This is a genomic window from Ruegeria spongiae (assembly GCF_023502395.1).
Taxonomy (GTDB): domain Bacteria; phylum Pseudomonadota; class Alphaproteobacteria; order Rhodobacterales; family Rhodobacteraceae; genus Ruegeria_C; species Ruegeria_C spongiae.
The window spans coordinates 74005-91122 of record NZ_JAMFMB010000002.1 but is presented as its reverse complement, the minus strand read 5'-3'; the positions used below and the strand labels follow the sequence as shown (position 1 = coordinate 91122).

22 protein-coding genes are annotated in these 17118 nt (G+C 62.0%); 14 read left to right on the top strand and 8 right to left on the bottom strand.

What is annotated here, in order from left to right:
- The first annotated feature begins 188 nt into the window (after positions 1 to 188).
- On the top strand, positions 189 to 2378 hold the full coding sequence (locus tag M3P21_RS02345; RefSeq protein ID WP_249706482.1) for a transglycosylase domain-containing protein: 2190 nt from the start codon (positions 189 to 191) through the stop codon (positions 2376 to 2378).
- A gap of 39 nt (positions 2379 to 2417) precedes the next feature.
- Here M3P21_RS02345 and M3P21_RS02340 read toward each other — a convergent pair whose 3' ends face one another.
- Together M3P21_RS02340 and M3P21_RS02335 are read right to left on the bottom strand one after the other, a co-directional pair.
- Entirely contained in the window at positions 2418 to 3026 is a 609-nt protein-coding gene (locus M3P21_RS02340) for an MlaC/ttg2D family ABC transporter substrate-binding protein (RefSeq protein WP_249706480.1), read from the bottom strand.
- On the bottom strand, positions 3016 to 3828 hold the full coding sequence (locus M3P21_RS02335) for an MlaA family lipoprotein (RefSeq protein ID WP_249706479.1): 813 nt from the start codon (positions 3826 to 3828) through the stop codon (positions 3016 to 3018). The genes M3P21_RS02340 and M3P21_RS02335 overlap by 11 nt, the downstream gene beginning before the upstream one ends.
- Positions 3829 to 4105: 277 nt before the next feature.
- Between M3P21_RS02335 and M3P21_RS02330 the strand changes: the two genes are divergently transcribed.
- The 4 genes from M3P21_RS02330 to M3P21_RS02315 are packed head-to-tail and all read left to right on the top strand — an operon-like array spanning position 4106 to position 6858.
- Positions 4106 to 4564, top strand: a complete 459-nt coding sequence (locus M3P21_RS02330) for a RidA family protein (protein ID WP_249706477.1) — start codon at positions 4106 to 4108, stop codon at positions 4562 to 4564.
- A complete protein-coding gene (locus M3P21_RS02325; protein ID WP_249706475.1) occupies positions 4564 to 5334 on the top strand; it encodes a glycerophosphodiester phosphodiesterase family protein in 771 nt (256 codons plus the stop codon). Before M3P21_RS02330 ends, M3P21_RS02325 begins: the two co-directional genes overlap by 1 nt.
- 46 nt (positions 5335 to 5380) lie before the next feature.
- Complete coding sequence (locus M3P21_RS02320; RefSeq protein WP_249706473.1) at positions 5381 to 6568, top strand: GNAT family N-acetyltransferase; 1188 nt, start codon at positions 5381 to 5383, stop codon at positions 6566 to 6568.
- Complete coding sequence (locus M3P21_RS02315; RefSeq protein WP_249706472.1) at positions 6565 to 6858, top strand: 4a-hydroxytetrahydrobiopterin dehydratase; 294 nt, start codon at positions 6565 to 6567, stop codon at positions 6856 to 6858. The genes M3P21_RS02320 and M3P21_RS02315 overlap by 4 nt, the downstream gene beginning before the upstream one ends.
- Positions 6859 to 6924: 66 nt before the next feature.
- Here M3P21_RS02315 and M3P21_RS02310 read toward each other — a convergent pair whose 3' ends face one another.
- From M3P21_RS02310 to M3P21_RS02300, 3 genes are all read right to left on the bottom strand, one after another.
- A complete protein-coding gene (locus M3P21_RS02310; protein ID WP_249706471.1) occupies positions 6925 to 7290 on the bottom strand; it encodes an EF-hand domain-containing protein in 366 nt (121 codons plus the stop codon).
- 14 nt (positions 7291 to 7304) lie between these two features.
- Positions 7305 to 7553, bottom strand: coding sequence for a YMGG-like glycine zipper-containing protein (locus tag M3P21_RS02305; RefSeq protein WP_249706470.1), 249 nt, complete (start codon positions 7551 to 7553; stop codon positions 7305 to 7307).
- A gap of 115 nt (positions 7554 to 7668) precedes the next feature.
- On the bottom strand, positions 7669 to 8154 hold the full coding sequence (locus M3P21_RS02300; RefSeq protein ID WP_249706469.1) for a peroxiredoxin: 486 nt from the start codon (positions 8152 to 8154) through the stop codon (positions 7669 to 7671).
- 97 nt (positions 8155 to 8251) lie between these two features.
- Here M3P21_RS02300 and M3P21_RS02295 point away from each other — a divergent pair, with 97 nt between their 5' ends.
- From M3P21_RS02295 to M3P21_RS02280, 4 genes are read left to right on the top strand one after another with little or no spacing between them, the layout of a single operon-like run.
- Positions 8252 to 9463 carry an NAD(P)/FAD-dependent oxidoreductase gene (locus M3P21_RS02295; protein ID WP_249706468.1) on the top strand — a complete coding sequence of 404 codons (1212 nt, stop codon included), beginning with the start codon at positions 8252 to 8254 and terminating at the stop codon, positions 9461 to 9463.
- Positions 9460 to 10041, top strand: a complete 582-nt coding sequence (gene rsmD / locus M3P21_RS02290; RefSeq protein WP_249706467.1) for a 16S rRNA (guanine(966)-N(2))-methyltransferase RsmD — start codon at positions 9460 to 9462, stop codon at positions 10039 to 10041. The genes M3P21_RS02295 and rsmD overlap by 4 nt, the downstream gene beginning before the upstream one ends.
- Complete coding sequence (locus M3P21_RS02285; RefSeq protein ID WP_249706466.1) at positions 10034 to 10669, top strand: HAD family hydrolase; 636 nt, start codon at positions 10034 to 10036, stop codon at positions 10667 to 10669. The genes rsmD and M3P21_RS02285 overlap by 8 nt, the downstream gene beginning before the upstream one ends.
- A gap of 24 nt (positions 10670 to 10693) precedes the next feature.
- A complete protein-coding gene (locus M3P21_RS02280) occupies positions 10694 to 10876 on the top strand; it encodes a hypothetical protein (RefSeq protein ID WP_249706465.1) in 183 nt (60 codons plus the stop codon).
- Here M3P21_RS02280 and map read toward each other — a convergent pair.
- Together map and sfsA are read right to left on the bottom strand one after the other, a co-directional pair.
- Complete coding sequence (gene map / locus M3P21_RS02275) at positions 10864 to 11679, bottom strand: type I methionyl aminopeptidase (protein ID WP_249706464.1); 816 nt, start codon at positions 11677 to 11679, stop codon at positions 10864 to 10866. The genes M3P21_RS02280 and map overlap by 13 nt on opposite strands.
- Positions 11680 to 11757: 78 nt before the next feature.
- The gene (gene sfsA / locus M3P21_RS02270; protein WP_249706463.1) at positions 11758 to 12450 is read right to left on the bottom strand and encodes a DNA/RNA nuclease SfsA; all 693 of its coding nucleotides are present in this window, start codon (positions 12448 to 12450) and stop codon (positions 11758 to 11760) included.
- Between the two features lie 62 nt (positions 12451 to 12512).
- Between sfsA and M3P21_RS02265 the strand changes: the two genes are divergently transcribed.
- From M3P21_RS02265 to M3P21_RS02250, 4 genes are read left to right on the top strand one after another with little or no spacing between them, the layout of a single operon-like run.
- Positions 12513 to 13235, top strand: coding sequence for a competence/damage-inducible protein A (locus tag M3P21_RS02265; RefSeq protein WP_249706462.1), 723 nt, complete (start codon positions 12513 to 12515; stop codon positions 13233 to 13235).
- Positions 13232 to 13960: a GNAT family N-acetyltransferase gene (locus M3P21_RS02260; RefSeq protein ID WP_249706461.1), complete on the top strand. Its 729-nt coding sequence runs from the start codon at positions 13232 to 13234 to the stop codon at positions 13958 to 13960. The genes M3P21_RS02265 and M3P21_RS02260 overlap by 4 nt, the downstream gene beginning before the upstream one ends.
- A complete protein-coding gene (locus M3P21_RS02255; RefSeq protein WP_249706460.1) occupies positions 13957 to 14529 on the top strand; it encodes a peroxidase-related enzyme in 573 nt (190 codons plus the stop codon). The genes M3P21_RS02260 and M3P21_RS02255 overlap by 4 nt, the downstream gene beginning before the upstream one ends.
- Complete coding sequence (locus M3P21_RS02250; RefSeq protein ID WP_249706459.1) at positions 14526 to 15440, top strand: OmpA family protein; 915 nt, start codon at positions 14526 to 14528, stop codon at positions 15438 to 15440. Before M3P21_RS02255 ends, M3P21_RS02250 begins: the two co-directional genes overlap by 4 nt.
- An 87-nt stretch (positions 15441 to 15527) precedes the next feature.
- Here the strand turns inward: M3P21_RS02250 and M3P21_RS02245 are convergent, their stop codons facing one another.
- Positions 15528 to 16433: a LysR family transcriptional regulator gene (locus M3P21_RS02245; protein ID WP_249706458.1), complete on the bottom strand. Its 906-nt coding sequence runs from the start codon at positions 16431 to 16433 to the stop codon at positions 15528 to 15530.
- A 239-nt stretch (positions 16434 to 16672) separates the two neighbouring features.
- On the opposite strand from M3P21_RS02245, the gene M3P21_RS02240 reads away from it, so the two are divergent.
- The gene (locus M3P21_RS02240; RefSeq protein WP_249706457.1) at positions 16673 to 17113 is read left to right on the top strand and encodes a DUF4399 domain-containing protein; all 441 of its coding nucleotides are present in this window, start codon (positions 16673 to 16675) and stop codon (positions 17111 to 17113) included.
- The last annotated feature ends 5 nt before the right edge of the window (positions 17114 to 17118 follow it).

The following is a 17118-nucleotide window of genomic DNA, read 5'->3' as shown; positions in this document are numbered from 1 at the left end:
ACAGGGAACGCAAGGACGGGGCAGAAAGGGCATTCAGGCAGTGAAGTTGCACATTTTTTGCACAATGCAATTCGTTTGGGTAATTTTTAGGCAAGTGTGAAAGGTCGAATTTCTGCGCAATATCCCCTCAACACGCCCTTACGGTCAGGGTATTGTGCCGCAAAGAAAAGAACCGGGCAGAGTCTGACATGAGCGATTCCAAACGACGAAAGCCGCCATTGGTTGCGGACAGGCGGTACGCGTCGGGAACCAAACCCAAGCCGAAAAAGCGGGCCGCCCCGAAGAAGAAGCCTGCGGCCAAGAAGAGCCAGACCACCAAGGCAAGGCGGAAACCGGCACGGCGCACGGCACGCAAGACCCGTGGTGGCATTATCGGGCTGTTTCAGCGGCTGTTTCGCTGGGTGTTCCGGCTGATCTGGGGCTTTACCTGGCGGGTCGGTCTGGTTGCCGGGCTGCTCGTCGCGCTGGCGGTGGGCTATGTTTATACCACTCTGCCCGAGCCCAGCGCGCTGCTGGACGGGCGGGCGCGCGGCTCGGTTACCTTGCTGGACAAGGATGGCCGGGTTTTTGCCTGGCGCGGCGATCAGTTCGGTGGGGCGATCACCGCCGATACCGTCTCGCCCTATCTCAAGAACGCCGTTGTCGCGACCGAGGACAAGCGGTTCTACCGCCACTTTGGCGTCAGCCCCCGCGGCGTCGCCAGCGCGGTCAGCATCAACCTGCGCGAGGGGCGCGGCCCGCTGTCCGGCCATGGCGGATCAACGATCACCCAGCAGACTGCCAAGCTGCTGTGCCTTGGTGTGCCCTATGACCCAAAGGAATGGGAATCGGAGGCCGCCTATGAAAGCGACTGCCGACAGGGTTCGCTCTGGCGCAAGGCCAAGGAAGCCATCTATGCGCTGGCGATGGAGACCAAGTATACCAAGGACGAGGTGCTGACCATCTATCTCAACCGCGCCTTTCTGGGCGCTGGTGCGCGTGGGTTCGAGGCGGCCAGCCAGCGCTATTTCGGCAAATCCGCCGCCGAGGTTGACCCCGCCGAAGCGGCGATGCTGGCCGGGCTGCTTGTGGCGCCCTCGCGCTATGCGCCCACCAACAACCTCAAACGCTCGCAGGAGCGCGCGCGGCTGATCGTGGGCCTGATGGAAAACCAGGACTATCTGACCGCCGCGCAGGCCACTGAGGCTCGCGACAACCCCGCGCGCCTGTCCGAGGCCGCAGCCGCCCGCGCCGGTGGCTATTTCGCCGACTGGATCATGGGCGAACTGCCCGGCTTTTTCGGCGGCAACACCACCGAAGACGTGATCATCCGCACCACGCTTGACCCGCGCATCCAGCGTTCAGCCGAAGAGGCGATGCAATTCGTGTTCCAGGAAAAGGTACGCGAAGGATCCAAGGCGCAGGCGGCCATCGTCGTCATGTCCGCCGACGGTGCCGTGCGTGCCATGGTGGGCGGGCGCGAAACCAGGGTGAACGGTGCCTTCAACCGGGCGACGCAGGCCAAGCGACAGACCGGGTCATCTTTCAAGCCCTTTGTCTATGCCACCGCGCTGGAACTTGGATATTCGCCGCTCGATACAGTGATGGACGAGCCCTATTGCATGAACGTTCCCGGATCAGGCCAATGGTGCCCCAAGAACTACACCCACAAGCATTATGGTCGGGTATCGTTAGCCCGGGCCCTCAGGGATTCGCTTAATGTGCCAGCGGTGAAGGTTTCCGAAATCGCCGGGCGCGACAAGGTTCGGCATGTGGCCAGCGAATTTGGCATCGACAACGAGCTGGCTGATGGTCCGGCCTTGGCGCTGGGTGCATCAGAAAGCACGTTGCTGGAAATGACCGGGGCATATGCCGGCATTCTCAATGGCGGCTCTTCGGTGACACCCTATGGCATGGAAAAGCTGACCCTGCTGGGCGACAGCGAGTCGCTGATCGACAATACCGGCGGCATCGGTGAGCGGGTGATCCGCACCGAGGCCGCACAGCAACTGATCTGGATGATGGAGAAAGTGGTTTCAGAAGGCACCGGAGAACGGGCGCAACTGCCGGACCGGCAAGCTGCTGGCAAGACCGGCACGACGCAGGCTGCGCGCGATGCCTGGTTCATCGGCTTCACCGCCGATTACGTCACCGGCGTGTGGATGGGCTATGACGACAACACGCCGCTGTCGGGGGTGACCGGTGGCGGCCTGCCCGCCGAGATCTGGCGCGAGACAATGATCCGCGTCAACGAGGGGATAGCGCCCAAGCCGCTGCCCATGGCAGAACCGGTGCAGCCCACCCGCGTCGCCGAACCCAAGCGCCAGCAAAAGCGCAAGGGTGGCCTTGGCAAAGCGGTGGACAAACTGCTCAAGGATATCTTTGGCGGGAACAGATAAGGCCCCGCGCCTGCGGGGCCTGCTCCGGCATCAGCCGTCTTATCCAGCGTTGGGCAGATCCTTGATCAACTGGTTCAGGTTGCCCTTGCGCTGGTCCAGCATCGCGCCAATTTCAGTCCGCTCGGTCAGCAGCAGGTTCACGCCCTCGATGAACATGTTGAAGAACTTTTCGCTGCCAGACTTGTCCGAGACAAGGAATGTGACCTCGAACGGTGCCTGCCCTTGCAGATAGGCGGTGCTTCTGATCTCGTACCCGGCCTTGATCTTGCGGGTCGATTTCACCTCGACCCGGCCACCGACGAACTCGCGGAAGCGACGCCCGTATTTGCGCGAAATATAGCCTTGAAACGCCTTGGTGAACGAGCGCATCTGCGATCTGGAGGCCGAACGCGCATCCGGGCCCAGCGCATAGCGGGCCATGATCGGTACATCGGCATAACGCACGAAGATACGCTCGAAATCCTTGATCATCGCGTTTTGCGATTTGCCCGAGGCGATGACCTGGTTGATGTTGGCCACCACCTCATCGACCAGCGCGCGGGCGCTTTGTTCGGTCAGCGCCAATGCGGGCATCGGCGCCAGAGCGGCACCCAGACCGACCATAGCGGTTGTCACAAAAGAACGGCGGGAAATCGTATTACTGCGCATAGGGGTCCTCATAGGGGTCGTCATAAACATCCGTCCCTGTGTCAGACTCGGCATAGGGATCGGCGTAAAGGTCTAACGTAGAACCGCTGCCGCTATCCGCAAGTTCGAAGCGGCGGTTTTGTAGATAAATCAGACGGGCCTGCGCATAGCTGTCGGCGCTGCCATACAGGATCGAGTCAACTGTATCCGAAAAGTTCCCGCGATCGCCCATGCGACGCAGGACCTCGGCATAGACGCCGACATTTTCAACCGGTCGCACGATGCCGAAGCCCAGCGGGTTGGTGATGGCATTGGTGACGACACCCACCGCGTCCCGGGTCGTGCTGGGGCCATAAAGCGGCAATTCGACATAGGCACCCTCGCCAAATCCCCAGACATGCAGGGTTTCGCCGAAATTGGTATCGACGCGCGGAATATTCATCTCGGAGGCGGGATCGAAGAAGCCCGCCAGCCCATAGGTCGTGTTCAGCAGGAACCGCCCGGCGGCGATGCCAGCCTCGCGTGGGTTGCCCTGCAGCAGGTAGTCCAGCGTCTGGCCGGGATAGGACAGGTTTTCCGCGAAATTGCTGAATCCGGTCACCACCGGCGCCGGAACGATCGCGACATACCCCTTGGACGCGGGCCGGAAAACGGCCTTGTCCACGCCCCGGTTGAACGCATGGATCGAGCGGTTGGTGTTCTCATACGGGTCAAAAATCTCGCCGCGCGCCCGTTGTTCTGGTGTTTGGGTGGCGCAGGCCGACACCAACAAGGCCAGCGTCAGCGCGCAGAGCAGCTGACAGGAAGAAGACAGGTAGCGCATTTTGGTCTTGGTCCGCTCGAATGGTTTCCGTGATTTTATTAGCGAATGAAACGCAGGCCCGCAAATGGGCCATTCGGGCTTACATAAGTGATGTGGCGAGAATTTGAAACCGAATTGCCGAAATCGTGTGCGCAGGCCTCTGCAGGCCGGGCATTGCCGCCTGTTCCCGGTATGCCGCGCGCGATTTCCCGCGTGCCAGCGTGGTTTTTCGGGCTTCCCCCGGTGCCGCTTCGCCGCTAGCGTCCGGCAAAACCCCGCAACAGGAGGAACACGGGTCATGAGTTTCAGTGCAAAGCTGCAAAGCCTTGGTGTCACCCTGCCGGACGCACCCGCACCGGCGGCAAATTATGTGCCGTTCGTAAAAACCGGCAACATTGTCTATGTGTCGGGCCAGGTCTCGATGAACGAGGACGGCCTGATCACCGGCAAGCTGGGCGATGATATGGAGGTCGCGGCAGGCGCCGAGGCGGCGCGCATCTGCGCGATCAATCTGCTGGCTCAGGTCAAGGCCGCCTGCGGTGGCGATATCGACCGGCTGGTACGGGTGATCAAGCTGACCGGTTTCGTGAATTCCACTGCGGATTTCGGTGATCAGCCCAAGGTCATCAACGGTGCCTCAGATTTCATGGTCGAGGCGTTGGGTGACGCCGGACGGCATTCGCGGTCGGCGGTCAGCGCTGCCTCGCTGCCCTTTGGGGTCGCCGTCGAGATCGAAGGCATCTTCGAGGTCAGCTGATGCGTCCCGACCTGCCCGCCGCCTTTCTGGGCGCGCCGATCACCCATCGGGCGCTGCACGATACCAGCCAGGGCCGCCCGGAAAACAGCCGGGCCGCGATCCGGGCCGCGATCACAGCCGGTTACGGGATCGAAATCGACCTGCAACTGACCCGTGACGATCAGGCCATGGTGTTTCACGACTATGAACTGGCGCGCCTTGCGGGCCAGCCCGGCGTGATTCGGTCGCTGGCGGCGGCCGAGGCCAGCGCCACACCGCTGCTGCACGGCGATGGCGAGGGCATCCCCGGCCTGCCCGAGGTGCTGGAACTTGTGGCGGGGCAGGTGCCGCTGCTGATCGAACTCAAGGATCAGGATGGCGGCATGGGCCCCGATATCGGCCCGCTGGAACGGGCCACGGCGCAGGCTCTGGCAGACTATTCCGGCCCGGTTGCGGTGATGTCTTTCAACCCCCACAGCGTGGCCGAGATGGCGCGGCTTGCCCCCGGCATTCCACGTGGTCTGGTCACCTGCTCCTATCGTCCGGAAATCGAAAAACTGTCTGCGGCCACCTGCGACCACCTGCGCGGCATCCCGGATTTCGACACGGTTCAGGCCAGCTTCATCAGCCATGAGGCCGGTGATCTGGACCGGCCCCGCGTCACCGAATTGAAAGCGCAGGGCGTACCGATCCTGTGCTGGACCATTCGCAGCCCCGCGCAAGAGGCAAAAGCCCGCGCGGTGGCCGACAATGTGACGTTCGAAGGGTATCTGGCCACCCATCCGGGTTGAACCGCGTCAGACGCGACCCAGATAGACACCAAGCTGCGGAGGGCAGATGGATCAGACGCAGGTCGAAGTTCGGGTTCTCGGGTCCCTGTCGCAAGTGACGGCAGCGGACTGGGATGCCTGCGCCTGCCCCGAAGCTTTGGACGGCGGCCGCCCCTTCGACCCATTCACCACCCACCGGTTCCTGTCGGCGCTGGAAGAAAGCGGATCGGTTGGTCCGGGCACCGGTTGGCAGCCACAATATCTGACCGTTCATCTGGACGGGCAGATGGTTGCGGCGGCACCGATGTATGCCAAATCGCACAGCCAGGGCGAGTATATCTTCGACCACAACTGGGCCCATGCCTATGAACATGCGGGCGGGCACTATTATCCAAAGCTGCAGATCGCCGCGCCGTTCACACCTGCCACCGGTCGCCGATTTCTGACCCGGCCCGGATATGAAACCATCGGACTCTCGGCGCTGACCCAGGGCGCGGTGCAGCTTGCGTCGGAAAACGACATCTCATCCCTGCACATCACCTTCTGCACCGAGGCCGAGGCCGAAGCGGGCACACAGATGGGCCTCATGCATCGCACGACGCAACAGTTTCACTGGCTCAATGACGCCTACAGCGACTTCGACGGGTTTCTGGCCGCGTTGTCTTCGCGCAAACGCAAAAACCTGCGCAAGGAACGCCGGCAGGCGCAGGAGTTCGGCGGCGAGATTCGCACTTATTCCGGCGCAGAACTTCGGCCCGATCATTGGGATGCGTTCTGGACCTTTTATCAGGATACCGGTGCCCGGAAATGGGGCTCTCCCTATCTGACCCGACAGTTCTTCGATCTTGCGCAGCAGACCATGGCCGACGATATGGCGCTGGTCTTTGCCGAACGTGGTGGGATACCCATCGCGGGCGCGCTGAATTTCATCGGGCGCGAGACGCTCTACGGGCGCTATTGGGGCTGTATCGAACATCACCCCTGCCTGCATTTCGAGCTGTGCTATTATAGGGCCATCGATCTGGCGATTGCGCAGGGCCTGAAACGGGTCGAGGCGGGCGCACAGGGCGAACACAAGCTGGCGCGCGGCTACCTTCCGACGCAGACCCACTCGCTGCATTGGGTCGGCGACCCGAATTTCGCCGATGCCATCGCGCGCTATCTCGACGCCGAGCGGGACGCGATTTCAGATGAGATCGAACTGCCGACCGAGTATGGACCGTTCAGAAAACCAGATGTGGAGGAACAGCAATGACAGAACGCCTGAGCGACGAAACACGCGGCCCTCTGCTGCAGCCGCTGTTCGACAATGGATGGACGATGATCGAGGATCGCGACGCCATCACCAAAACCTTCATCTTCGACAATTTCGTCGAAGCCTTCGGCTGGATGACCAAGGCGGCGATCTGGGCCGAGAAGTGGAACCACCACCCCGAATGGCGCAATGTCTACAAAACAGTCGAGGTGGTGTTGACCACTCATGATGTCGATGGGCTGTCTTCGTTGGACGCGAAGCTGGCCCGCAAAATGGATTCGCTGGTCTGAGGTCGACCAAAGACAAAAAAACCGGACGCTGATCCGCGCCCGGCTTGAATCATTCTGGGGTCGGGATCAGTTCAGATGCCCGTCGCCATCCTTGTCCGCTGCGGTGAAATCCTTGGTCATCTGATCCGACATCTCGGATTTCGTGACCTTGCCGTCGCCATTTGCATCGGTGCTGGACATATGTTCGCCCGCTCCCGCTGCGCCAAGCTCTGCCGCGCTTAGACTACCGTTCTTGTTGGTATCCATCTGCTCGAAGGCAAAGTTGGAAAAATCCCGATACTCGGACGGGGAAACGGCCCCGTCCCCATCTTTGTCGATAAGATCAAGGCTGGCCCCTTCCATCTCGCTCACCTGAGCCGATGCGGCCCCGGCCAGGCCCAGCGCTATGCCGGTCAGAAGAACTTTGCCCAGTGTCACTTTGCTTGGTGTCATGTCCATGTCCTCCTTCATCCGCACGCATAGCGGTTGCCCGCCACGGCGCCTGTGCCCGCGCCCGCTGCGGTCAGAATCGCCCTGCCCGAGCCGCCGCCGAACTGATTGCCGATCGCGCCGCCGATCAGCGCACCGCCGAGCGAGCCGCTGAGGCAGGCAATCTCGTGTTCCCGTTGCCGCTGTTGTTCGGGTGTTGCCGCAGGTCCGCAGGCCTGCAATGCGCCCATAGCGAGCATTGAAAAAATAGCCAGCGTTCGATTCATGTCATGTGACCTCCCGTGCTGATGCCCAGAGAACAGCCCTTTTGCCCGACTGGCAAGCCGAATGAGAAAAAACAGGGGTGATTTCACCCCTGCCCCCGAAAAATTAATCTGCCGCTTACATTTCGTCCAGAAGCGCCTCGCCGGCGGAGGTTTCGCAGACGCCCGGATTGTCCTCGACATTCAGGGCCACGACCTTGCCGTCATCGACCAGCATCGCATAGCGCTTGGACCGCGCGATCAGCCCGGCGGGCGGCGCGTCAAAGCGCATACCGATGGCGTCGGTGAAGGCGCATTCGGCATCCGCAAGCAAGGTGAGGCCCGCCCCGGTGGCACCGGTCGCCTCGCCCCAGGCATGCATCACGAACGGGTCATTCACCGACACGCAGATGATCTCGTCAACACCCTTGTTGTCGAATGCCGCCTTGGTGCGCATGAAGCTGGGCACATGCGCCGAGCTGCAGGTCGGCGTATAGGCACCGGGTACCGCAAAAACCACGACTTTGCGCCCGTTGATCTTGTCGGACATGGCCACCGCCTCGGGCCCTTCGGCCCCGATCCGGGTCATGGTTGCGTCGGGCAGGGTGTCACCAACTGAAATCATCGTGCTTTTCCTTTTGGTTGGATTTGCGGAACGTCGTTTGCTTGCATATAGCTGGACGCAAGAGTGATACCATCATTATCGGATCGGGCGAGGGAAAATGAGCCATATTGTCGTGATCGGCGCGGGGCAGGCAGGATCATCACTGGTTGCCAGGCTGCGCAAGGACGGGTTCGACGGCGAGATAACGCTGATCGGGGCCGAACCCATCCTGCCCTATCAGCGCCCGCCACTGTCCAAGGCCTATCTGCTGGGCGAGATGGAGAAAGAGCGCCTGTTTCTGCGGCCCGAAAGCTTTTATGCCGAGAACAACATCACCCTCAAACTGGGCCAGCACGTCAAGGCGATCGACCCGGTCGCAAAAACCGTGACGCTGGAAGGCGAAACGCTCAACTATGACCAGCTCGCTTTGACCACCGGCTCGCATCCGCGCCACCTGCCCGCCGCCATCGGCGGCGATCTGGAGGGCGTCCATGTGGTGCGCAGCCATGCCGGGATCGACGCAATGGCCCCGGCGCTGCGCGAACACGCGCAAGTGCTGATCGTGGGTGGCGGCTATATCGGGCTTGAGGCCGCAGCGGTCTGCGCCAAGAAGGGTGTGAAAGTGACGCTGGTGGAAATGGCCGACCGCATCCTGCAACGGGTTGCAGCCCCCGAGACCAGCGACTATTTTCGCGCGTTGCACAGCGGCCACGGCGTCGACATCCGCGAAGGGGTCGGACTGGACCGACTGACCGGCGAGGCGGGCAAGGTGACCGGCGCGGTCCTGTCGGACGGGTCCGAGATCGCTGTTGATTTCGTGGTTGTCGGCGTCGGGATCGTTCCGGCGACGGAACTTGCCGAGGCAGCGGGGCTGACCCTCGATAACGGCATCCATACCGATGAATTTGGCCGTACTTCGGACCCCGATATCTGGGCGGCGGGCGATTGCGCCTCTTTCCCGCATCAGGGTGACCGGATTCGGCTGGAAAGTGTACCCAACGCTATCGACCAGGCCGAGATCGTCGCCGCCAATATGCTGGGCGCCCAAAAACCCTATGTGGCGCAGCCCTGGTTCTGGTCCGATCAGTATGATGTGAAGCTCCAGATCGCGGGTCTGAATTCCGGCTATGACCGGGTGATCACGCGTGACGGCAGCGGGCAGAGCAAGTCGTTCTGGTATTATCGCGGTGATCAGTTGCTGGCGGTGGACGCGATGAACGATCCGCGCGCCTACATGGTCGGCAAGCGGCTGATCGACATGGGCAAGACCGCCGATCCCGCCATCGTCGCCGACCCGGACGCGGACCTGAAGCCCCTGTTGAAGGCGTGAGGATCGTTGCCGGACAGTTCCGGGGCCGCGCACTGGCCTCACTCGGCAAAGGGGATGCAGGGGCGCATCTGCGCCCGACCACCGACCGGGTCCGCGAGAGCCTGTTCAACGTATTGACCCATCAGGTCGGCTTCGACGGGTTGCGGGTGCTGGACCTGTTCGCGGGCACCGGTGCGCTGGGACTGGAAGCTCTGTCGCGCGGTGCGGCGCATGTCACCTTCGTCGATGACGGCCGCGTGGCGCAGGGTCTGATCCACAAGAATATCGACCTGACCATCAGCGCCGACCAGACCGACCTGATCCGCCGCGATGCCACACGGCTGGGCGCCAATCCCGGCGCGGCCTATGACCTGATCTTTCTCGACCCGCCTTATGGCAAAAACCTCGGGCAAAAGGCGCTGATGACGGCGCTTGAGGGGGGCTGGATCGCGGATGACGCGCTTGTCGTCTGGGAAGAAAGTCAGCCGATGGCTGCCCCGGAAGGGTTTTCGCTGTACGATCAGCGAAAATACGGCGATACGCATATTTCGCTGATGTGGCGGGTGGAAACCTCAAATACAGGCGCGCAACATGCATGATCTGGTGATCTTCGACTGCGACGGTGTGCTCGTGGACAGTGAAACCATGTCCAACCAGTGCATGATCGACAATCTGGCGCGCTATGGGCTGGAACTGGGCCTGGAGGATGCGCTCGGCTTTTTTGTCGGCGGCACGATGAGCGGTGTCATGGAAAAGGCGCGTGAGTTGGGCGCGGACCTGCCCGATGACTGGCTTGAAGAGATCTATGGTGAAATGTACGCCCGCCTGCAGGCGGGCTGCCCTCTCGTGGGTGGCATTCCCGAGTTGTTGGACGCGCTTGACGCGAAAAATGTCCCCTTTTGCGTCGCCTCGAACGGTCACGAGGCGAAGATGCAGATCACACTTGGCCAAAACGGTCTTTGGGATCGTTTCAGTGACCGGATGTTCTCGGCCTACACCCACGGTGCTGCCAAGCCCGACCCTGAGCTGTTTCGGATCGCTGCGCGCCATTTCGGGGCACAGACCCCGGTTGTGATCGAAGACAGCCGCAGTGGTGTCACCGCCGCCATCAGCGCCGGGATGCGCTGCCTGGCTTTTGCTGCCCATGACGATGGCGCTGAGTTACGTGACCTGGGTGCCGAAGTGTTCCACAACATGCACGATGTGCCGGAGCTTTTGGCGCTCTGACCCCTCTGTGGTAGTCTGTGGCGCATGGATACCGTCTGGACCGGGCGCATCGCACCCGTCACATCCCCCGCAAAGGACGCGACCGGGAAAAAGCCGGCGCCGCACCATGGTGCGATTTTCATTCAGGATGCGGTGACACCATGGGGTGGGGAAACCATGCTGCTGGCCCTTCTGCGCGCACAGGCGAAAAAGGATCAGGACGAATAAGTCGGATGGAACTTGCCGCCGGGTGACAGGGTGAAGATATCAACGCCGTCCGCCGTCACGCCAACCGAATGCTCGAACTGTGCCGAGAGCGACTTGTCGCGGGTCACGGCGGTCCAGTCGTCGGCCAGTGTCTTGGTCTCGGGACGGCCCAGATTGACCATCGGCTCAATGGTAAAGAACATACCCTCTTCCAGAGTTGCACCGGTGCCCGGACGGCCATAATGCAGCACATTGGGTGGCGCGTGGAACACCCGGCCCAGCCCGTGACCGCAGAAATCGCGCACGACGCTCATCCGGTGTGCCTCTACATATGCCTGAATGGCGTGGCCGATATCCCCGAACGTGTTGCCCGGCTTGACCATCTCGATACCCTTGAACAGCGCGTCATGAGTGACCTGGATCAGGCGCTCGGCCTTGCGGGGCAGCTTACCCGCCACATACATGCGCGACGTGTCCCCGAACCAGCCATCGACGATGACGGTCACGTCGACATTCAGGATGTCGCCATCCTTGAGCTTTTTCTCACCGGGAATGCCGTGGCAGACCACGTGATTGACCGAAATACAGCTGGCATGCTGATAGCCTTTATAGCCAATCGTGGCCGAGGTCGCGCCCGCCTCGTCTACCATCGCGGTGATCAGGCGGTCGATCTCGCCGGTGGTCTGGCCGGGAAAGACATGGTCGGCGACATCATCAAGGATGCGCGCGGCCAGAGCGCCCGCTGCCTGCATCCCGGCGAAATCGCCCTGTTCGTATATGCGGATGCCATCCTTGGTCAGGCGGCCGCGAAGGTCCTTTTTCAAAGGGCACTCCATAGTTGCATCTTCGGCCCCTATTTACGCCCCTTGCGCAAAAAGAACCAGAGGGCGCGCTATCACAGGTCAGAGTGCTTCGGCAATGGTAATTTCCGTGGGCGTTATACGCGTGCTTCGGGTCAGATATTCGACACCGGCCCGGCGCGCCTGTTCAAACGCCGCCGCGTAGGTCGGATCTATATCCGCCGCCAGCGCGAAATCCCGGCAATCGCTGCGTTGCACCAGATAGAACATGATCGCACGATGGCCCCTCTGCGCCATCGCCGCCAGTTCCTGCAGATGTTTAGTGCCCCGCGCGGTCACGCTGTCGGGAAACTCGGCCAGACCGGGCTGACGCGACAGGGTGACGCTTTTGACCTCGACATAGGCGTCCGGCAGGCCGGGCTGGGTCAGCAGAAAGTCGATGCGGCTGTTCTGGCCGTATTTCACCTCGGCCCGCACAGTCTTGTAAGCGGCCAGTTCGGCGATCTCGCCTGCCTGCAAAGCCGCCTTTAGCGCCTTGTTGGGCACGGAGGTATCGACACCGGTGAAATGCCCATCACCATGCTCGACCAGCCGCCAGCCGTATTTGAGCTTTTTCTTCGGATCGTCATTCGGTTCCAGCCAGATTCTGGTGCCGGGATCAGCCAGACCCATCATCGAGCCGGGATTGGCGCAATGGGCTGTCACCTCCTGCCCGTCCTGCAACCGGCAATCAGCCAGAAAGCGTTTGTAGCGTCTGATAAGCGTCGCGGGCACAAGAGGGGTTTGAAAGCGCATGGGCGCAGGCCTATAGATGCGGTGGGCGCCATTCAAGTGAGGCCCATCAACTGAGGGATGCCATGACCAATCCAACCGCCGCCATGCTCGTGATCGGGGATGAGATCCTGTCGGGCCGCACGCGCGACGCCAATATGCACCATCTGGCCTCGGAATTGACCAAGCTGGGCATCGATCTGGAGGAGGTTCGCTTCGTTGGCGATACCGAGGCGGCGATCGAATCTGCCGCCCGGGCGCTGTCCGAGGCGTATGACCATGTGTTCACCAGCGGCGGTATCGGGCCGACCCATGATGATATCACCGCCGAATGTATCGCCCGTGCCTTTGGTGCCCCCATTGGTATCCGTGACGACGCCCGCGCCCTGCTTGTGGCGCATTACGAACGCACCGGGCTGGAACTGAACGCCGCGCGTCTGCGGATGGCGCGCATTCCCGAGGGCGCCACGCTGATCGAAAACCCGGTCTCGACCGCGCCGGGCTTCAGCTTGGGCAATGTGCATGTGATGGCAGGCATTCCGACGATCTTTCAGGCCATGGTTGCCTCGGTACTGCCAACCCTGACCGGGGGCGCGCCGCTCTTGTCACAAAGCCTGCGGGTCAACCGGGGTGAGGGCGAGATTGCCGACACCCTGTCGCAACTGGCCTCGGATTTCGACGATCTTTCGGTGGGGTGTTATCCGTTTCAACTGAACGGTGTGTTCGGCGCCAATGTGGTGGTGCGCGGCACCGACGGAACCCGGATCGACGCCGCCGTGACGCGGCTCGCCGCCGAGCTCGCCCTGTGAGCGCCGACTGGCCCGCCATCGTCGACAATACCTGGCCCGCAGCCCGTTACATCCGCGACGGTGCCTTTCTGCTACGCGAGGGGCAAGGCGGTGGCAGCCGGGTGTCTGCGGCCACGTTGCAAGGGACGGTTACAACCGGGGCGATCGCCGAGGCCGAAGACAAGATGCGCGAAATGGGGCAGAGACGCCTCTTCATGATCCGGCCCGGTGACACGAAACTGGACGCGGACCTGGAAGTGCGCGGTTACACTGTGCTTGACCCGGTCAATATCTATTCCTGCCCGGCTGCGATGCTGACCGACCTGCCAGTGCCCCGCGTCACCGTTTTTGCTGTGTGGGAGCCGCTGGCGATCATGCACGAAATCTGGTCCCGCGCCGGTATCGGCCCGGCCCGCTGGGCGGTCATGCAGCGTGCGCGCGGCCCAAAGACCGGGCTGCTGAGCCGCCGCAAGGACAAGCCCGCCGGTGCCGGTTTCGCAGCGATCCATGAGACAACCGCGATGGTGCATGCGCTGGAAATTCTGCCCGAACATCAGCGCGAGGGTCTGGGCGGCTGGGCGATGCGCGCTGCCGCATTCTGGGCGCTCGACCAGGGCGCCGAGACGCTCAGCGTGATCTGCACCAAAGCGAATGCCGGGGCCAATGCGCTCTATCGCTCACTTGGGATGCAGATCGCGGGCCAGTATCATTACCGCGTTCTGAACCAGACAGGAGAGCCCATTTGACCAAAGCGACATCCCCCACCGCGCTGGACCTGCCCATGCTGGACCCGCTACCTGCGGAAACGCAGAAGTATTTCGACATCTGTCAGGAAAAGCTGGGGATGATCCCCAATGTCCTGAAGGCAAATGCCTTTGATATCAACAAGCTCAACGCCTTTACCGCGATGTATAACGACGTGATGCTGGCGGATAGCGGGCTCAGCAAGCTGGAACGCGAGATGATCGCGGTGGTGGTGTCCTCGATCAACAAGTGCTTCTACTGCCTTGTGGCCCATGGCGCGGCGGTGCGGCAATTGTCGGGCGATCCGCAATTGGGCGAGATGCTGGTGATGAACCACCATGTGGCCCCGCTGGAACCACGCCAGCGCGCGATGCTGGATTTTGCCGAAAAGGTCACAAAAGCCAGCGCCGAGACCAGCGAGGCCGACCGGCAGGCGCTGCGCGATGTTGGCTTTTCCGATCGCGATATCTGGGACATCATCAATGTGACCGGGTTCTTCAACATGTCGAACAGGGTGGCCAGCGCCACTGGCATGCGCCCGAACGAAGACTATCACGCACAGCACCGATGAACCTGCGTGCGCTTTTTCTTTGCCTGTGCGCCGCAACCGCCGCGCAGGCGCAGGTGCCGATCCTGCCGGACGAGGCTCATCAGGTGACCGAGCGGATTGATCTGCTGGACAGCTATGATCTGCCGGTGGGCGTGATCTCTGACGGGGTGCTGCCTGTGCGTGGCTTCGAAGGCAGGGTCGACCGGCGCGCCTGGCGGTTGACCGGCTATTCGGGCTCTACCCTGCAGGTCATCGACCCGATTCGCGCGCAGTTGATCCAGGCTGGCTACGAGATCGTCCTCGATTGCGTGGCAAGAACCTGCGGCGGCTTCGACTTCCGCTTCGCGACCGAGGTGATCCCCGCCCCCGACATGTATGTGACGCTGGAGGATTTCAGGTTTCTGTCGGCGATCCGCAAGGACGAGGCGATCAGCGTTCTGGTCAGCCGCACACGCGCGGATGCCTATGTTCAGGTCGTTTCGGTGACCCCGGCCGGGCGTCCCAGACCCGCGCCCGAAGACGCGGTGAGCCTCCCGGAAACGGAACCGCAGGCGCAGCCCGATCTGATTTCAACGCTTACCCAAACCGGCCACGCGGTGCTGTCGGACCTCGAATTCGCCACCGGGTCGAGCACCCTGAGCGCGGGCAGCTACGCCTCGCTCGCCGCGCTGGCCGAGGCCATGCAACGCGCGCCAGAGATGCGGGTCGCCATTGTGGGCCACACCGATACGGTCGGTCAGCTGAACAGCAACATCGCGCTCAGCAAACGCCGGGCCGAGGCCGTGCGCGACAGACTGTTGGGCGATCACGGGATCGCACCGGGGCGCGTTGATGCCGAGGGGATGGGGTACCTGTCGCCACTCACAACCAATCTCACACCCGAAGGGCGCGAAACCAACCGCCGGGTCGTGGTGATGCTACTGCAGCCCTGATCTCCACCGCATAACCGCCGAGGTTCCACGCAAAAAGAGCCCGCGCCGGGGCGCGGGCAGGTAAGGTCACCCAGGAGGTGAGGAAAACTACCAGTCCATCGGGCCTTTTTCGGCAAAGGCATGGACCAGGAAATCAATGAATGCGCGCACTTTGGGCTGGGTGAACCGGCCCGGCGGATAGACCGCATAGACGCCCTGCACCTCGTCCGGCAGCGACGGCATCGCATCCTCGACAAGGCCGTTTTTCATGGCGTCGGCGTAGAGGTAGCTGGGCAGATACGCAATCCCCAGACCCGAAATCGCGGCGTTCAACAGCGAATGGCCGTCATTGACGCTCAGCCAGCCGCTGGTACGGACCTGACGTTTCTCGCCCGACGGCGCAGTCAGCCGCCAGACGTTGCCGCTGGACTGGCTGGAATAATGCAACAGCTTGTGCTCGTTCAGATCGTCAATCTTCTGCGGGCGGCCATATTGCTGGAAATAGGCCGGCGAGGCGATCATGCGCTTGGTGGTTTCGGTCAGTTTACGGGCGCGCAGGGTGCTGTCGTCCAGCTCGCCAATGCGCAGCGCCATGTCGAACCCTTCCGAGATCAGCTCAACATAGCGGTTGTTCAGCACCATATTGATCGAGATGTCGGGGAAATCGGACAGAAACTCAGACAGGACCGGCGACAGGTGATTGACCCCGAAATCGGTCGCCACGCTGACCCGCAACAGGCCCGACGGTGCCGATTGCATCGAGGTCACCAGCGCGTCGGCCTCGCCCGCGTCGTTGAGAACCCGGCGCGCCCGGTCATAATAGGCCAGCCCGATCTCGGTCGGGGACACCCGGCGGGTGGTGCGGTTCAGCAACCTTGCGCCAAGACGCGCCTCGAGGCTGGATACGTGCTTGGACACAGCCGATTTCGAGATGCCCATCTTTTTGGCCGCATCCGTGAACCCGCCCTGATCCACGACGTTGGCAAAGGCCTCCATTTCGGTCAGTCGATCCATTCCCGTTCCCTCGGCTTATCCGTTGTCACCATCAGCAATGACGCCCAATCTGGGCGAGATCGGGGCACGGATGGGATAATATCGCGGTTTTGTCTGGGATCGTTTGCGTCAGGGAAACACGGAAACAATGGATTTCCGCGCGCCAGACTGGCCTTCTGAGGCAATTGGCACCAATCCGCTCGACCCGGCGGCGCCTTGATCTAAGTATTCGGGATAAGCGTAAACCATGGGAGAAAAACATGAAATTGACTGCAATCGCGCTGGCCACCAGCCTGCTCGCCTTGCCAGCGCTGGCGGGTGGTGAAACCCCTGCCCCTGCGGATGCCAAGGTTTATTTTGTCAATATTGGTGATGGCGACACCCTCAGTTCACCGGTTACGGTGGTCTTCGGCCTCAGCGGCATGGGGGTGGCTCCTGCGGGAACCGAGGCCGAGAATACCGGCCACCACCACCTGTTGATCGACCGTCCACCGCTGGGCGGAGGCGAGGATGGCGCGGACGACCTGGCCTATGGCTTGCCCGCCGATGACAACCACATGCATTTCGGTGGCGGGCAGACCGAGGTAACGCTGGAGCTTGCGCCGGGTCCACATACGCTGCAACTGGTTCTGGGCGATTACGGCCATGTTCCGCATGCGACACCGGTCATGTCCGATGTGATCTCCATTACGGTCCAATAGCGCGG

Coding starts and splice junctions, on each gene's coding strand:
- M3P21_RS02345 (WP_249706482.1), top strand. CDS start 189: ATGAGCGATTCCAAACGACGAAAGCCGCCATTGGTTGCGGACAGGCGG.
- M3P21_RS02340 (WP_249706480.1), bottom strand. CDS start 3,026: ATGCGCAGTAATACGATTTCCCGCCGTTCTTTTGTGACAACCGCTATG.
- M3P21_RS02335 (WP_249706479.1), bottom strand. CDS start 3,828: ATGCGCTACCTGTCTTCTTCCTGTCAGCTGCTCTGCGCGCTGACGCTG.
- M3P21_RS02330 (WP_249706477.1), top strand. CDS start 4,106: ATGAGTTTCAGTGCAAAGCTGCAAAGCCTTGGTGTCACCCTGCCGGAC.
- M3P21_RS02325 (WP_249706475.1), top strand. CDS start 4,564: ATGCGTCCCGACCTGCCCGCCGCCTTTCTGGGCGCGCCGATCACCCAT.
- M3P21_RS02320 (WP_249706473.1), top strand. CDS start 5,381: ATGGATCAGACGCAGGTCGAAGTTCGGGTTCTCGGGTCCCTGTCGCAA.
- M3P21_RS02315 (WP_249706472.1), top strand. CDS start 6,565: ATGACAGAACGCCTGAGCGACGAAACACGCGGCCCTCTGCTGCAGCCG.
- M3P21_RS02310 (WP_249706471.1), bottom strand. CDS start 7,290: ATGACACCAAGCAAAGTGACACTGGGCAAAGTTCTTCTGACCGGCATA.
- M3P21_RS02305 (WP_249706470.1), bottom strand. CDS start 7,553: ATGAATCGAACGCTGGCTATTTTTTCAATGCTCGCTATGGGCGCATTG.
- M3P21_RS02300 (WP_249706469.1), bottom strand. CDS start 8,154: ATGATTTCAGTTGGTGACACCCTGCCCGACGCAACCATGACCCGGATC.
- M3P21_RS02295 (WP_249706468.1), top strand. CDS start 8,252: ATGAGCCATATTGTCGTGATCGGCGCGGGGCAGGCAGGATCATCACTG.
- M3P21_RS02285 (WP_249706466.1), top strand. CDS start 10,034: ATGCATGATCTGGTGATCTTCGACTGCGACGGTGTGCTCGTGGACAGT.
- M3P21_RS02280 (WP_249706465.1), top strand. CDS start 10,694: ATGGATACCGTCTGGACCGGGCGCATCGCACCCGTCACATCCCCCGCA.
- sfsA (WP_249706463.1), bottom strand. CDS start 12,450: ATGCGCTTTCAAACCCCTCTTGTGCCCGCGACGCTTATCAGACGCTAC.
- M3P21_RS02265 (WP_249706462.1), top strand. CDS start 12,513: ATGACCAATCCAACCGCCGCCATGCTCGTGATCGGGGATGAGATCCTG.
- M3P21_RS02250 (WP_249706459.1), top strand. CDS start 14,526: ATGAACCTGCGTGCGCTTTTTCTTTGCCTGTGCGCCGCAACCGCCGCG.
- M3P21_RS02245 (WP_249706458.1), bottom strand. CDS start 16,433: ATGGATCGACTGACCGAAATGGAGGCCTTTGCCAACGTCGTGGATCAG.
- M3P21_RS02240 (WP_249706457.1), top strand. CDS start 16,673: ATGAAATTGACTGCAATCGCGCTGGCCACCAGCCTGCTCGCCTTGCCA.